Consider the following 14,869-nt stretch of genomic DNA (forward strand, 5'->3'; position numbering starts at 1 on the left):
GACGGCTGAGGTATCAACGTGCTTACGCATCGGCTCGAAAAGCGCGCTGCGATGAGCTGGTTGATTCGTTGTTGAGCCTCAGCGGATCAAGATGGCCATGCGCCGCTTCCGCTTCGGTCGCAAAGCGGAATTGGGCCGTCGTGATTGATCTGAGGTACGTCTCGGCTGTCAGCCTCTTGCCGCCATGCGCGGCGGGTTCTTGCCGAGGGCAGTTGCCATCGCCGAGATCAGCGGCCGCATGAAGAAGGCGTCCTCGGCCGGATAGATATCGGTGGCCAGGCCGTGCGACTTGAGTTCATCGGAGACCGCGGGTCCGACAGAGGCGATCGGCGTGCGATCGAGCCCGGCGCGTAGCCGGTCCTCGCAGTCGCGGGCGCGCGCCACCTCGATCAGGCGGCGGATCTGGCCGAGATTGGTCAGCGCGATGGCATCGACGCGGCCTTCCGCCATCTCGTCGATCGCCTTGATGATGTTGGCGTCCGCCGCCTGCGCATCATAGGCGTAGGGCAGCACGGGTTCGACCTCGGCGCCTTGCGCCTTGATCGCACCGATCAGGACGCCGTGATCCTTGTCCGGGTAGAGTTGCAGGCCGACGCGATGGCCCTTGAGGTCGAGGCGCGACAGCATCTCGGCGACGCCTTCGGAGGTTGGCTTCTCCGTCGTCATCTGCGGCTCCAGGCCAATTTCGCGCAGCGCCTTTCCGGGCTTGGGGCCGCGGGCGAATTTGCGCGCCTTGTTGAGCGCCGCGATGAATTCCTGCTCGACGCCGATCCGCCGCACCACCTTCATCAGCCGGCGCAGGCCTTCGCCCGTCAGCAGCACGAGGTCGTCGAACGGCTTTTCGATTGACCGCCGGATCCAGGCTTCCACCGGCGCGGGGTCCGGCGCATCGTGGATGGTGAACATCGGGCATTGCAGCACGTCGGCGCCTTGCTCGGTGAGGAGGCGGGAAAACTGCGCTTCCTCGCGCGTTTCCAGGATCAGGATGCGGTAACCGTTCAATCTGTCAGCCATGGTGTCGCTCCAACGCAAGACGGTGTGCTTTGTTCATCCTGCCTCCGGTTTCGGGATTGGCGCAAGCGCGCCGGCAGTGATAGAGCAGGGCCGCAAATCCCTAAGGTTTCCACCCTGCTGCCCGAATTATAATCAAGCGCCATGCCCGATCATCAGTTCGTCCTGACCCTGTCCTGCCCGGATCGCCCCGGCATCGTTTCCGCGGTGTCGACATTTCTGGCCCATAACGGGCAGAACATTCTGGACGCCCAGCAGTTCGACGATGTCGAGACCAAGAAGTTCTTCATGCGGGTGGTGTTCACCGCCGCTGATCTCGCGGTCGAATTGCAGGCGTTGCAGACCGGCTTTGCCGCGATCGCCGAGCGCTTTGGCATGGATTGGCAGATGCGCGACCGCGCGAACCGCCGCCGGGTAATGCTGCTGGTCTCCAAGTCGGATCATTGCCTGGTCGATATCCTCTATCGCTGGCGCACGGCCGAACTCGAGATGATCCCGACGGCGATCGTCTCCAACCATCCGCGCGAGACCTACGGCTCGCTCGATTTCGGCGAGATCCCGTTCCATTATCTACCGGTCACCAAGGAAACCAAACGCGAGCAGGAAGACGCGGTCTGGAAGCTGGTGCAGGACAGCGGGACCGATCTCGTGGTGCTGGCGCGCTACATGCAGATCCTCTCGGACGAGATGTCGGCAAGGCTGGCCGGGCGCTGCATCAACATCCACCACTCGTTCCTGCCCGGCTTCAAGGGCGCGCGGCCCTACCACCAGGCCCATGAGCGCGGCGTCAAGCTGATCGGCGCCACCGCCCATTACGTCACAAGCGACCTCGACGAAGGCCCGATCATCGACCAGGACGTCGAGCGCATCAGCCATCGCGACACGCCGGAAGATCTTTCGCGCAAGGGGCGCGACATCGAGCGCCGTGTGCTGGCGCGTGCTGTGCGCCATCACCTTGAGGACCGCGTGATCCTCAACGGACGTAAGACCGTGGTGTTCATGGATTGAGAGGCGGGCGCCTCTCCGCCTTAACGGGCCTTTTCTTCCGGCGACGGTGCCGGCTTTGCCTCTTCGCCGCGCTCGGAGGCCGGCAACAGCCGCTTGCGCTCGCGCTCCTTCATGTACTCGTCATACTTCGCCGTGCCGGGACGCGGCGGGGCGTCCGCCGGGATGCCGCCGAGCCACGCCGGTACGGCATCGCTGACGCCCGCCGAGACTTTCTCGTTGATCGTTCCGCAACCGGTCAGCCCGCCGCCCGCGAGGGCAACGGTAAGAAGTGTCGCAATGTGGCGCGCGCTGGTCGTCATCGGCAGAAGGCTACAACTTTCCTCTTTAAGGATGATGGATTTGCGGCGCTGCCCAACGCGCCGCTTCTTTGTTGACAGGACCATTTTATTTGTACAATCGTACAAATAGTCGACCGTTGGAGCGCCGTTGGGGGCGAACCGTATCAGGGATTATACCATGGTACCGTAGTGCATTTGGTTCCGCCGGGGCCGGCCCTCAGGCCAATGGTCCGATTGACAACAGGGTGGCGAAGGACGCCATGTTGCCGCGCTACCCGGCCAAAAAAACTGGGTTATGGTGAGATCAAGGGCCGGGGGACTCGGTTCGAGGCACAGACCGATCAGGGGGAGAAACATTGATGTCTATTCGCAGTCACATATTGCTGGCCGCAGGTGCGGCCGCCGCGATACTGGCGCTCACGCCGGCCTACGCCCAGGAGACCGTCAAGATCGGCTTGATCCTGCCGATGACCGGCGGCCAAGCCTCGACCGGCAAGCAGATCGACAACGCGGTCAAGCTCTACATGCAGCAGAACGGCGACACCGTCGCCGGCAAGAAGATCGAGGTCATCCTCAAGGACGACGCCGCGGTTCCCGACAACACCAAGCGCCTCGCGCAGGAACTGATCGTCAATGACAAGGTCAATTTCATCGCCGGCTTCGGCGTGACCCCGGCGGCCCTTGCCGCCGCTCCCTTGGCGACGCAGGGCAAGGTTCCGGAAATCGTGATGGCGGCAGGCACCTCGATCATCACCGAGCGTTCGCCCTATATCGTCCGCACCTCATTCACGCTGGCGCAGTCGTGCACCATTATCGGTGATTGGGCCGCGAAGAACGGCATCAAGAAGGTCGCGACTCTGACCTCTGACTATGCACCCGGCAACGACGCGCTGAACTTCTTCAAGCAAAACTTCACCGCCGGTGGCGGCGAGATCGTCGAAGAGGTGAAGGTGCCGCTGCAAAATCCTGATTTTGCTCCGTTTCTGCAGCGCATGAAGGACTCCAAGCCCGATGCCGTGTTCGTTTTCGTGCCGGCCGGACAGGGCGGCAACTTCATGAAGCAGTACGCCGAACGCGGGCTCGACAAGGCCGGCATCAAGGTAATCGGCCCCGGCGACGTCATGGACGACGACCTGCTCAACGGCATGGGCGATGCCGCGCTCGGCACGGTGACAGCGCATCTTTATTCCGCCGCCCATCCTTCGGCAGCCAATAAGGAGTTCGTCGCCGCCTACAAGAAGGCCTTCAACCAGCGTCCGGGCTTCATGGCGGTCGGCGGCTATGACGGCATCCGCCTGATCTACGAGGCGCTGAAGAAGACCGGCGGCAAGACCGATGGCGATGCGCTGATCGCGGCCATGAAGGGCATGAAGTGGGAAAGCCCGCGCGGCCCGATCTCGATCGACCCGGAGACCCGCGACATCGTGCAGAACATCTACATCCGCAAGGTCGAGAAGGTCGACGGCGAGCTCTATAATGTCGAGTTCGCCACCTTCGAGGCGGTGAAGGATTCCGGCAAGACGAAGAAGTGACCGAAGGTCATCCCGGGGCGACGCGAAGCGTCGAACCCGGGATCTCGAGGTTATTGCAACGAGATTCCGGGTTCAGCGCTGGTGCGCTGCCCCGGAATGACGAGTCCTAGAGGTTCTTCGCTGCTCCCATGACCACGCTGTTCACCATCCTGTTCGACGGTGTCGCCTACGGCATGCTGCTGTTCGTGCTGGCCTGCGGGCTCGCCGTGACGCTCGGTTTGATGAATTTCGTCAACCTCGCCCATGGCGCCTTTGCGATGGCCGGGGGCTATATCTGCGCGGTGCTGGTGAACAATTCCGGCTGGCCGTTCTTCGCGGCGCTGCCGCTCGCCTTTGTGACGGCTGCCGCCATTGGCGTGCTGCTGGAGCGGACGCTCTACCGCCATCTCTACACCCGCAGCCATCTCGACCAGGTGCTGTTCACTATCGGCCTGACCTTCATGTCGGTGGCAGCCGTGGACTACATCATGGGATCGTCGCGGATCTTCATCAAACTGCCGGCGGCGCTGGAGGGGCAGTTCGACCTTTTTGGCGTCGGCGTCGGCCGCTACCGCCTCATGATTATCGTGATCTGCGGCCTGCTGACGCTCGCGCTGCAACTGATCCTGTCGAAAACCCGCTTTGGCAGCCGCCTGCGCGCCGCGGTCGATGATCCCCGCGTCGCCAGCGGGCTCGGCATCAACGTGCCGCAGGTGTTCGCCTTCACCTTTGCGTTCGGCTGCGGGCTGGCGGGACTTGGTGGGGCACTCAGCGCAGAAATCCTCGGCCTCGACCCGTATTTCCCGCTAAAATTCATGATCTACTTTTTGATCGTGGTCACCGTCGGCGGCTCCTCCAGCATCACCGGGCCGTTCCTTGCTTCGCTGCTGCTCGGCATCGGCGACGTCGCCGGCAAATATTACGTACCGAAGATGGGGCCGTTCGTCATCTACACCATCATGATCGTGATCCTGATCTGGCGTCCGAACGGCCTGTTCGGCCGCGCCGCCGCGCGGTGAGCCTGCAATGACCGTCATCTCCGACGTCTCATCTCTCGCCTTGGCCCGCGCCCGCTGGCGCCCGGCCGAGATCGCGTTCTGGCTGCTCGCGCTATCCTGTGCGTTCCTGTTTCCGTCGCGTTATCTCATCATGACCGACATCCTGCGCCTGGCGCTGTTCACGCTGTCGCTGGACCTGATCCTCGGTTACGCCGGCATCGTCTCCTTAGGACATGCCGCCTTCTTCGGCGTCGGCGCGTACTCGGCCGGCTTGCTGGCGCTGCACGGCATCATCAACGAGCCGGTCATCGCGCTGGTCGCCGCCGGGCTGATCGCGATGGTGCTCGGCTTTCTCACCAGCTTTCTCGTCATCCGCGGCGTCGACCTGACGCGGCTGATGGTGACGCTCGGCATTGCGCTGCTGCTGGAGGCGCTGGCGGAACGCTTCTCCAACATCACCGGCGGCACCGACGGGCTGCAGGGCATCGAGATGCAGCCGATCCTCGGCCTGTTCGCCTTCGACATGTTCGGCAAGACCGGCTTCTTCTATTCGCTGATCGTGCTGTTCCTGCTGTTTCTGCTGGCGCGGCGGATCGTCAATTCGCCGTTCGGGTTGTCGCTGCGTGCGATCAAGAACAATCCACTCAGGGCATCCGCAATCGGCGTGCCCGTCAACCGCCGGCTGATTGCGATCTATACGGTAGCGGCGTTCTATGCCGGCATTGCCGGCGCGTTGTTCACCCAGACCACCGCTCTGGCCTCACTCGACGTGTTCGCCTTCGAACGCTCGGCCGATCTGATGCTGGTGCTGGTGATCGGCGGCACCGGCTATCTCTACGGCGGGCTGATCGGCGCCGTCGTCTTCAAAATGCTGCAGGAGCTGTTTCAGACCATTACGCCGCAATACTGGCTGTTCTGGATCGGGCTCGTTCTGGTCGCGATCGTGCTGGTCGGCCGCGAGCGAATCCATCGCTGGGTGCTGTGGGGGCCGAACCTCGTCATCCGACAGGTCTTCGGCCGCAAGGCCGGTGTCGCCGTTCCCGAGAGCGACGCGCCATGACGGTCGCGCTCGAAACCAGGGGACTGGAAAAATCCTTCGGGGGCCTTCGGGTCACCCGCGATCTGTCGCTTAAGGTGGAGCAGGGCGCCCGCCATGCCCTGATCGGGCCGAACGGCGCCGGCAAGACCACGGTCATCAACCTCCTGACCGGCGTGCTGAAGCCTAATGGCGGCCAGATCCTGCTTGAAGGCAACGACATCACCGATCTCGCCGTTCACAAGCGGGTACTGCGTGGATTGTCGCGCACCTTCCAGATCAACCAGCTCTATGCCGACCTGACCCCGCTCGAAACGATAGGGCTCGCCGTCTCCGAACGGCTCGGCCGCGGCGGCGACTGGTGGCGGCGGATGGGCACGCGTGACGACGTCAATCAGGAGATCGCGGAACTGCTTGGGCGCTTTCATCTGCTCGACGTGATGAACGAGCACACCGCGACGCTGCCTTACGGAAAGCAGCGCCTGCTGGAGATTGCGGTCGCGATCGCGACGAAGCCGCGCGTGCTGCTGCTCGACGAGCCCGCCGCCGGCGTTCCCGAAAGCGAGCGGCACGACATTCTGGCGGCGGTCGCGGCGCTGCCGCGTGACGTCACGGTTTTGCTGATCGAGCACGACATGGATCTGGTGTTTTCGTTTGCCGACCGCATCTCGGTGCTGGTCAACGGCGCGATGCTGGTTGAGGGTCCGCCGGACGAAGTGGCGCGGGATCCGCAAGTCAAGGCGGTCTATCTCGGCGAGGCCGCCGATGCCTGAGCTTCTCGCGATCGACGCCTTGCGCGCCGGCTACGGCGAAGCCGTCGTGCTGCCCTCGATGTCGCTGACGCTTGACGAGGGTCAGGTGCTGGCGCTGCTTGGCCGCAACGGCACCGGCAAGACCACGCTGATCAATTCGATCGTCGGCATCACCCGCCGCTTCGGTGGCGCGATCGCGGTGGGCGGATTGGATGTCACCGCGATGCGTCCGGACCAGCGGGCGCGGGCGGGGATCGGCTGGGTGCCGCAGGAGCGCAACATCTTCCGATCGCTGACGGTCGAGGAGAACATGACCGCCGTGGCCCAGCCCGGTCCCTGGACAGTGGAGAAGGTCTACCAGATGTTTCCCCGGCTGAAGGAGCGCCGCAACAATTTCGGCAACCAGCTTTCCGGCGGCGAGCAGCAGATGCTGGCGATCGGGCGCGCGCTGACCCTCAACCCGAAGGTGCTGCTGCTGGACGAGCCGACCGAGGGCCTGGCACCGATCATCGTTGAAGAATTGTTAAGGGCACTCGGCACGATCACCCGTTCCGGGGGCATCTGCTCTGTTATCGTCGAGCAGAACGCGCAAAAGATTCTGGGGCTGGCCGACCGGGTTGTGATATTGGAACGCGGCGCGATCGTGCATGATGCCGCCAGCAGCGCGCTGAAGGCCGATCCCGCCGTGCTCGAACGCCATCTCGGCGTCGCCGGCGCTGCCGCGCACTAGATTGATGGGAGTTGAAACCATGCAGAGAACCAAGCCCCCGTTCCGCGCCGACGAGGTCGGCAGCCTGTTGCGACCGCCGCGCATCAAGGAGGCGCGCGCCAAGCTGGAGAAGGGCGAGATCACGCCGGAGGACCTGCGCAAGGCCGAAGACCTCGAAATCGAGAAGGTCGTGCACAAGCAGGCTTCTATCGGCCTGAAGCTGGCGACGGACGGCGAATTCCGCCGCTCCTGGTGGCATTTCGATTTTCTTAGCCATCTCACGGGCTGCGAACTGTTCCACCCGGAAACGGGCATTCAGTTCGCCGGCGTCGAGACCCGCCATGACGCCGTCCGCGTCATCGGCAAGCTCGATTTCCCCGACAACCACCCGATGCTGGATCATTTCCGCTTCCTGAAGAAGCATGCGGATACGGCGCACGTCACGCCGAAGATGACGATCCCGTCGCCGGCTGTGCTGCACTTCCGCGGGGGCCGCAAGTCGATCTCCAAGGAGGTCTATCCGGATCTGGAGGAATTCTTCCTCGACCTCGGCAAGACCTATCGCAAGGCGGTGAAGGCATTCTACGACGCCGGCTGCCGCTACCTGCAGTTCGACGACACGGTCTGGGCCTATCTCTGCTCGCAGGACGAATTGCAGAAAGCGCGCGATCGCGGCGACAACCCGGACGGCCTGCAGGAGACCTATGCGCGCATCATCAATTACGCGCTGGCCGATCGGCCGGCCGACATGGTGGTGACCACGCACGTCTGCCGCGGTAACTTCCGCTCGACCTGGATCTCCACCGGCGGCTACGAGCCGGTGGCCGAGACCATGTTGGCCGGCACCAATTACGACGGCTACTTCCTCGAATACGACTCCGACCGCGCCGGCGGCTTCGAGCCGCTGCGCTATCTGCCGAAGGGCAACAAGGTCGTGGTGGTCGGCGTCATCACTTCGAAGTTCGGCGAGCTCGAGAAGAAGGATGACATCAAGCGCCGCCTCGAGGAGGCCGCCAAGTTCGCCCCGCTCGAGCAGCTCGCGGTGTCGCCGCAATGCGGCTTTGCCTCGACCGAGGAAGGCAACATCCTCTCCGAGGAAGAGCAGTGGGCCAAGCTCAGCCTCGCGGTGGAGGTGGCGAACGAGGTGTGGGGCAAGTAAGCGGCGCTCGCGCGTCGTCGTCATTGCGAGGAGCGATAGCGACGAAGCAATCCATCTATCCCGGTGCGGAGAGGTGGATTGCTTCGCTCCGCTCGCAATGACGGGGTGAGGGTGGTGCAAGTGCCCTTATTTTTCCGCCAGATACACCTCGCCCAACAACGACGAGTTCGACCACGGCACCTGCTTGCCCTTGGTCGCGGCGACGACTTCGGCGCGGACGCGCGTCAGCATCTGCTGCACCTCAAGTCCGGGCGTGCCTATGTGGCGCGACAGCGCGGCCGAGAACGGGCTGTTGGCGCCTTCGCCGTCGAGTGCGACCTGTCCGGGCGCCGTGGCAAAGGCGATCAGGGTGCCCGCGCCGCGCGTTGCGCCGGCGCCGAGCGTTGAGGGGGCGGCCAGCCCCGAGCCTACCTCGATATCGCGGGCAGGCCCGGCGGACGCCACTTTTGGCGCCATCGGATTGTTACGACAGGCATCGAGGATCAGGATGTTGGTGCGGACCTGATCGTCGAGGCCGGCCATGATCGTATCCATGTCCATCATCGCCTCGGTGACGCCGCTGCCGGGGCGAAGCTGGATGTCGATCGGCACCAGGTAATTACGGCCCTCGATTTGCACGCCATGGCCGGCGTAATAGACGACCGTCACCTGCGCCCGCACCGCGTCGCGCAGGAAATCGCGGATCGTCGCCTGCATGCCGGTGCGGTCGAGGTCGGTGCCTTCAGTCACCACGAAGCCGATCTCGCGCAGGCTCTTGGCCATCGCGCGCGCATCGTTGGTCGGATTGGGCAGCGGCTTGACATAGGCATAGGCGCTGTTGCCGATCACCAGCGCCACGCGCCGGCCGGTCTTGGCGCGCGGGCGCTGCTCCGCGGCGGGCGGCGGAGGCGGGCTCGCTGCACCCGCCGGCGCGGCCGGCGTTGCGCCGCTCTGGGCGGGGGCTGGGGCCGGCGCAGCGACCGCCTCCTTTGCCATTCGCGGAGGGGCAGGCGCGATCGCCCCCGACAACAGCGACAGGCGGACTTTTGCAGTCGCCTGGTTGGCCTTGCTGCCGGCGTCGGAGGCCTTGCCTTCGAGTACCGCCGCGTAATCCTGCCTGGCGCGGATGAGATCGCCTTTGGCCTCATAGGCGAGGGCGCGCTGGCCGTGGGCCGAGATCAGCACGCTGCCCGGCGGGGTCATGATGTTGGTTGGTGCTTTTGCTTTCGCGAGCCGGATCGCCTCTGACGCGTCGGCGATGGCGCGATCGAGATCTCCCTTCGCACGCCAGATCACCGAGCGGTTGGCGAGCGGCTGCGGCAATTGCGGGTCGAGCCGGATTGCCTCGTTGATGTCGGCCAGCGCGCCGTCGAGGTCGCCGAGCGCCTGTTTCGATATGCCGCGGTTCTGAAAGGAGAATGCGGATGGCGGGCCAAGCTTGATCGATTGATCGTAGTCGGCAACCGCCTTGGCGAATTCGCCTTTACTGCGCCAGGCATTGCCGCGGTTGTGATAGAGAATGCCGCTCGGCGGCCCCATGCGCAGCGCGTCGTTGAAATCCGCAATCGCGATATCGTCCTCGCCTTTATCGTAGTAGGCGGAGCCGCGCAGATTGTAGGCGGCGACGCTGGCGTGCAGGCGGATCGCCTCGCTGGCATCCGCAATCACCTGCGCGTAGTTGCCCTTCTTGTTCCAGCCGACCGCGCGCCAGAAATAGATCGTCGCGAGCTTCTCGCTGGAAAACACCTTCAGCGCGATGATCTTGTTGCAGGCGTCGATCTGCTGATCGGCCGGCGTGGTGTCGGTGGTGCAGAGCGGCCCAAGCTGACTGCGCGATTGAGCGGGAGAAGGAGCCGGCCACAGCGCGGCGGCAAGCAGGGCAAGGATCGGGATTGCGCGGCGCATCAGGTCCCCATGATTGGCTGTCGCAAGCTAGCGGATACTGCTTTGTTGCCGCCTGCGGAATGGGGGTTCAAGGCCGGCCGGCCAGGTGTGCCGGCGACCGACAGTAGGGGGTTTCTTTGGTGGGCAGGGCGTGGTAGGACGATCTCGTCACCCGGCGCTGCCCACCAACACTTCCCAAAATCCCGCCACGATGAAGAACGACCAGATCCTCAGCCAGATCACCGACTTCTGCCGCCATTCCGATATGGCGGAGACGACGTTTGGCCGCCGGGTGGTCAACGACGGCAAGCTCGTGCACCGCCTGCGCGAGGGCAAGCGCATCACCGTCGATACGCTCGACCGCATCAATGCCTATATCGCGGCGTCCACCGGCGCGCTGCCGCCGCCGCGCGGCCTGGAAGTGCCGCCGGAAAAGCGCGATCCGCGGGGTAATTTCCGCTTTTTCGAGAACCGGCAGAAGTACCTGCTGTTCGTCCACACCTGCAGCGAAAAGCGGGTGATTGCGGAGCGGGTCGGGCTGGAACTGTCCAGCCTGCATCCGCGCCCGCCGGCGCTGCGGGTGTTCGATGCCGGCGTCGGCGACGGCACGGTGCTGGCGCGGGTGATGCGCTCGATGCACGGCCGCTTTCCGCACATGCCGTTCTATATCGCCGGCAAGGAGCTCAGCCTGGAGGACGTCCGCCTGACGCTCGACAAGGTGCCGGACCGGCTGTTCGAGCATCCGGCGACCGTCGTCGTCCTGACCAACATGCATTATGCCGAGGCGCCTTGGCTGACGCCTGCCTCGCCGGCCGCGGCGGCCGGTATGATCTGGCATGAGGTCGCGCTACGGGGGGCCTCTTCAGGGGAATTCGAGACCCAGATCGCCGAATTGGGGCCGTTTTTGGAGCAGAACTGGCGGGCCAATATCAGCCCCAAATCGGGCATGCCGATCTATGAGCGCCCGGTTGCCCTGGTGGTGTACCGCGAGGACCACCGGTTCCTGCTTGATTCGATCATCCCCCGGGCAGGCCGGACGGAAGCCAATTTCGACCTCGTGATCGCTTCCCAGCCCTATCGGGCCAAATCCTCTGTGAATTTCCGCGCCAAGCGGATCATTGCGCCGCTGGCCCGCAGTCTGCGGGCAGGGGGCCGCTTGATCGGGATTCACTCCCACGGCCACGATCCGGGCCTCGAAATCATCCAGGCGGTCTGGCCGGGAGAAAATCCTTTCGCCGTGAGCCGCCATGAGCTATTGCGCGCCGTGAAATACGAGCTCGGATCGGCCGGGCGCGACCTTAACTTTAATGCCTACGCCGATAACCGTTCCATCTTCCGTTATGATATGGAAGCGCTGCCCAACGAGGTAACCGGCTCGATCGGAACCTCGACGGCTTTTGCAGCGTGGAATGCGGCAGTGTATGTCGCCCAGATCGAAGACGACCGGTTGACGGAAATGACAGAAAACAGCCGGGCCCTCGATGCCACGCGAGAGGTTCTGCGCAAGCATAATGGGCTTTGGTTTTACGACGAATCCTACGTCATTTCGCGGCGTCGCGACTGACATTCCGGGATAGATCACACACAGCCGCCGGCAGCCGGCGGGAACAAGGGGTTGTTGATGCGCGCGTCTTATCTTTTCACCAGCGAGTCGGTTTCCGAGGGACATCCGGACAAAGTTTGCGATCGTATCTCGGATGAGATCGTCGACCTGTTCTACCGGGAAGGGCCGAAGGCCGGAATCGATCCCTGGCAGATCCGCGCGGCCTGCGAGACGCTCGCCACCACCAACAAGGTCGTGATCGCCGGCGAAACCCGCGGTCCGAGCTCGGTGACCAATGATCAGATCGAGAGCGTGGTTCGCGAGGCGATCAAGGATATCGGATACGAGCAGGAGGGCTTCCACTGGGAGAAAGCCGACATCGAGATCCTGCTGCATCCGCAGTCTGCGGACATCGCGCAGGGCGTCGATGCGCTGCAGCCGGGCGAGAACAAGGAAGAGGGTGCGGGCGACCAGGGCATCATGTTCGGCTACGCCACCAACGAGACGCCCGACCTGATGCCGGCGCCGATCTTCTACGCCCACAAGATCCTGCGTTTGATTTCGGAGGCGCGTCACTCCGGCCGCGAGAAGGTGCTCGGTCCGGACTCCAAGAGCCAGGTCACCGTGCAGTACGAGAACGGCAAGCCCGTCGGCGTGCGCGAGATCGTGGTCTCGCACCAGCATTTGGTCGAGGACCTCACCTCCAATCAGATTCGTGACATCGTCGAGCCTTATGTGCGCGAGGCGCTGCCGAAGGAATGGATCAACGGCAAGACCATCTGGCACATCAATCCGACCGGCAAGTTCTACATCGGCGGTCCCGATGGTGACACTGGCCTGACCGGCCGCAAGATCATCGTCGATACCTATGGTGGCGCGGCGCCGCATGGTGGCGGCGCGTTCTCCGGCAAGGACCCGACCAAGGTCGACCGTTCCGCGGCCTATGCCGCACGCTATGTCGCCAAGAATGTCGTCGCGGCCGGTCTCGCCGACCGCTGCACGCTGCAGCTTGCCTACGCGATTGGCGTGGCGCGTCCGCTGTCGATCTATATCGATACCCACGGCACCGGTAAGGTTCCGGAGGATAAGCTCGAGAAGGCCGTCGCGCAGGCGATGGACCTCACCCCGCGTGGCATCCGCACCCATCTCGATCTCAACCGTCCGATCTACGCGCGCACCTCGGCCTACGGCCATTTCGGCCGCACGCCGGACAATGAAGGCGGCTTCTCCTGGGAGAAGACCGATCTCGTCGAACCGCTCAAGCGCGCGGTCTGACTTTTGCGTCATTCCGGGGCGCTCGCGACAGCGAGCGAACCCGGAATCCTTATCCATCATTTCGAGATTCCGGGTTCGCCTCTTCGAGGCGCCCCGGAATGACGAGCTAGAAAGCAGGAAGCTCTCATGAACGCCCCGACCAAGCCCGGCTTCACCGACTACATCGTCAAGGACATTTCGCTCGCCGATTTCGGCCGCAAGGAGATCTCGCTGGCCGAGACCGAAATGCCCGGCCTGATGGCGACGCGCGAGGAATACGGCCCCAAACAACCCTTGAAGGGCGCGCGCATCGCCGGCTCCCTGCACATGACGATCCAGACCGCGGTCCTGATCGAGACGCTGGCCGCGCTCGGCGCCGACATCCGCTGGGTCTCGTGCAACATCTATTCGACGCAGGACCACGCCGCCGCCGCGATCGCGGCTGCCGGCATTCCGGTGTTCGCCGTAAAGGGCGAAACGCTCGCCGAATATTGGGACTACACCGCAAAGCTGTTCGACTGGCACGGCGGCGGCACGCCCAACATGATCCTCGACGATGGCGGCGACGCCACCATGCTGGTGCATGCCGGCTACCGCGCTGAGCAGGGCGACACCGCCTTCCTCGACAAGCCGACGTCGGAGGAAGAGGAAATCTTCTATGCGTTGGTCAAGCGCCTGTTGAAGGAGAAGCCGAAGGGCTACTTCGCGGAGATCGCCAAGAACATCAAGGGCGTCTCGGAGGAGACCACCACGGGCGTGCATCGCCTCTACGAGATGGCGAACAAGGGCACGCTGCTGTTCCCGGCGATCAACGTCAACGACAGCGTCACCAAGTCGAAATTCGACAACCTCTATGGCTGCCGCGAGTCGCTGGTCGACGGCATCCGCCGCGGCACCGACGTCATGATGTCCGGCAAGATCGCGATGGTCGCCGGCTTCGGTGACGTCGGCAAGGGCTCGGCCGCCTCGCTGCGCCAGGCCGGGTGCCGCGTCATGGTCTCCGAAGTCGATCCGATCTGCGCGCTGCAGGCGGCGATGGAAGGCTATGAGGTCGTGACCATGGAAGACGCCGCGCCGCGCGCCGACATCTTCGTCACCGCGACCGGCAACAAGGACATCATCACCATCGACCACATGCGTGCGATGAAGGATCGCGCCATCGTCTGCAACATCGGCCACTTCGACAATGAGATCCAGATCGCGGGCCTACGTAACCTGAAGTGGACCAACATCAAGCCGCAGGTCGACGAGATCGAATTCCCCGACAAGCACCGTATCATCTTGCTCTCGGAAGGCCGCTTGGTGAATCTCGGCAACGCCATGGGCCATCCGTCCTTCGTGATGTCGGCCTCGTTCACCAACCAGACGCTGGCGCAGATCGAATTGTTCGCCAACAACAAGAACGGCAAATACGAGAAGAAGGTCTACGTGCTGCCGAAGACGCTGGACGAGAAGGTCGCGCGCCTGCATCTCGCCAAGATCGGCGTCAAGCTGACCGAACTTCGCAAGGACCAGGCCGATTATATCGGCGTCAAGCAGGAAGGTCCGTACAAGTCGGATCACTACCGCTACTGATTGCGCGCCGTCTGCGGTGCAGACGATGCCCTGAAGCAGACAACAGAGCCTCAAGAAGCCCCGGAGCGATCCGGGGCTTTTTGCTGGCCGGCGGAATAACCCGCGCTTTCGCGACGGAGGCGCCGCTTTCCGCTATTTCAATACAGGATGTATCGCGACAGCAAGCTCACAA

At 63.7% G+C, this 14,869-nt stretch carries 13 protein-coding genes; 10 read left to right on the plus strand and 3 right to left on the minus strand.

The genetic code is table 11. From position 1 onward, the window contains the following. Window positions 1-168 precede the first annotated feature (168 nt). Window positions 169-1,014, minus strand: a complete 846-nt coding sequence (locus QA643_RS11990; RefSeq protein WP_283033368.1) for a uroporphyrinogen-III synthase — start codon at window positions 1,012-1,014, stop codon at window positions 169-171. Between the two features lie 141 nt (window positions 1,015-1,155). Between QA643_RS11990 and purU the strand changes: the two genes are divergently transcribed. Next, window positions 1,156-2,019, plus strand: coding sequence for a formyltetrahydrofolate deformylase (gene purU / locus QA643_RS11995; protein WP_283033369.1), 864 nt, complete (start codon window positions 1,156-1,158; stop codon window positions 2,017-2,019). Window positions 2,020-2,039: 20 nt separating this feature from the next. On the opposite strand, the gene QA643_RS12000 is transcribed toward purU, so the two are convergent. Further along, window positions 2,040-2,318 (minus strand): hypothetical protein, encoded by a 279-nt coding sequence (locus tag QA643_RS12000; protein WP_283034780.1) that lies wholly within the window; start codon window positions 2,316-2,318, stop codon window positions 2,040-2,042. A gap of 338 nt (window positions 2,319-2,656) precedes the next feature. Between QA643_RS12000 and QA643_RS12005 the strand changes: the two genes are divergently transcribed. The 6 genes from QA643_RS12005 (at window position 2,657) to QA643_RS12030 (ending at window position 8,462) form a co-directional block, all read left to right on the plus strand. After that, window positions 2,657-3,829, plus strand: a complete 1,173-nt coding sequence (locus QA643_RS12005; RefSeq protein ID WP_283033370.1) for an ABC transporter substrate-binding protein — start codon at window positions 2,657-2,659, stop codon at window positions 3,827-3,829. 128 nt (window positions 3,830-3,957) lie between these two features. After that, window positions 3,958-4,827, plus strand: coding sequence for a branched-chain amino acid ABC transporter permease (locus QA643_RS12010; protein WP_283033371.1), 870 nt, complete (start codon window positions 3,958-3,960; stop codon window positions 4,825-4,827). Window positions 4,828-4,834: 7 nt separating this feature from the next. Continuing rightward, window positions 4,835-5,866: a branched-chain amino acid ABC transporter permease gene (locus QA643_RS12015; protein ID WP_283033372.1), complete on the plus strand. Its 1,032-nt coding sequence runs from the start codon at window positions 4,835-4,837 to the stop codon at window positions 5,864-5,866. After that, window positions 5,863-6,615, plus strand: a complete 753-nt coding sequence (locus QA643_RS12020) for an ABC transporter ATP-binding protein (protein WP_283033373.1) — start codon at window positions 5,863-5,865, stop codon at window positions 6,613-6,615. Before QA643_RS12015 ends, QA643_RS12020 begins: the two co-directional genes overlap by 4 nt. Further along, window positions 6,608-7,324 carry an ABC transporter ATP-binding protein gene (locus QA643_RS12025; RefSeq protein ID WP_283033374.1) on the plus strand — a complete coding sequence of 239 codons (717 nt, stop codon included), beginning with the start codon at window positions 6,608-6,610 and terminating at the stop codon, window positions 7,322-7,324. Before QA643_RS12020 ends, QA643_RS12025 begins: the two co-directional genes overlap by 8 nt. A 19-nt stretch (window positions 7,325-7,343) precedes the next feature. Further along, window positions 7,344-8,462 (plus strand): cobalamin-independent methionine synthase II family protein, encoded by a 1,119-nt coding sequence (locus tag QA643_RS12030; protein ID WP_283033375.1) that lies wholly within the window; start codon window positions 7,344-7,346, stop codon window positions 8,460-8,462. A 126-nt stretch (window positions 8,463-8,588) separates the two neighbouring features. Here the strand turns inward: QA643_RS12030 and QA643_RS12035 are convergent, their stop codons facing one another. Then, a complete protein-coding gene (locus tag QA643_RS12035; protein ID WP_283033376.1) occupies window positions 8,589-10,346 on the minus strand; it encodes a caspase family protein in 1,758 nt (585 codons plus the stop codon). Window positions 10,347-10,536: 190 nt separating this feature from the next. Here QA643_RS12035 and QA643_RS12040 point away from each other — a divergent pair, with 190 nt between their 5' ends. The 3 genes from QA643_RS12040 to ahcY all read left to right on the plus strand — a co-directional run bounded on the left by QA643_RS12040 (window position 10,537) and on the right by ahcY (window position 14,697). After that, window positions 10,537-11,889, plus strand: coding sequence for a hypothetical protein (locus QA643_RS12040; RefSeq protein ID WP_283034781.1), 1,353 nt, complete (start codon window positions 10,537-10,539; stop codon window positions 11,887-11,889). 57 nt (window positions 11,890-11,946) lie between these two features. Then, window positions 11,947-13,143 carry a methionine adenosyltransferase gene (gene metK / locus QA643_RS12045; protein ID WP_283033377.1) on the plus strand — a complete coding sequence of 399 codons (1,197 nt, stop codon included), beginning with the start codon at window positions 11,947-11,949 and terminating at the stop codon, window positions 13,141-13,143. A 126-nt stretch (window positions 13,144-13,269) separates the two neighbouring features. Next, window positions 13,270-14,697, plus strand: coding sequence for an adenosylhomocysteinase (gene ahcY / locus QA643_RS12050; RefSeq protein WP_283033378.1), 1,428 nt, complete (start codon window positions 13,270-13,272; stop codon window positions 14,695-14,697). Window positions 14,698-14,869: the final 172 nt, after the last annotated feature.

This window comes from Bradyrhizobium sp. CB3481 (assembly GCF_029714305.1).
In the GTDB taxonomy this organism is placed as follows: Bacteria; Pseudomonadota; Alphaproteobacteria; order Rhizobiales; family Xanthobacteraceae; genus Bradyrhizobium.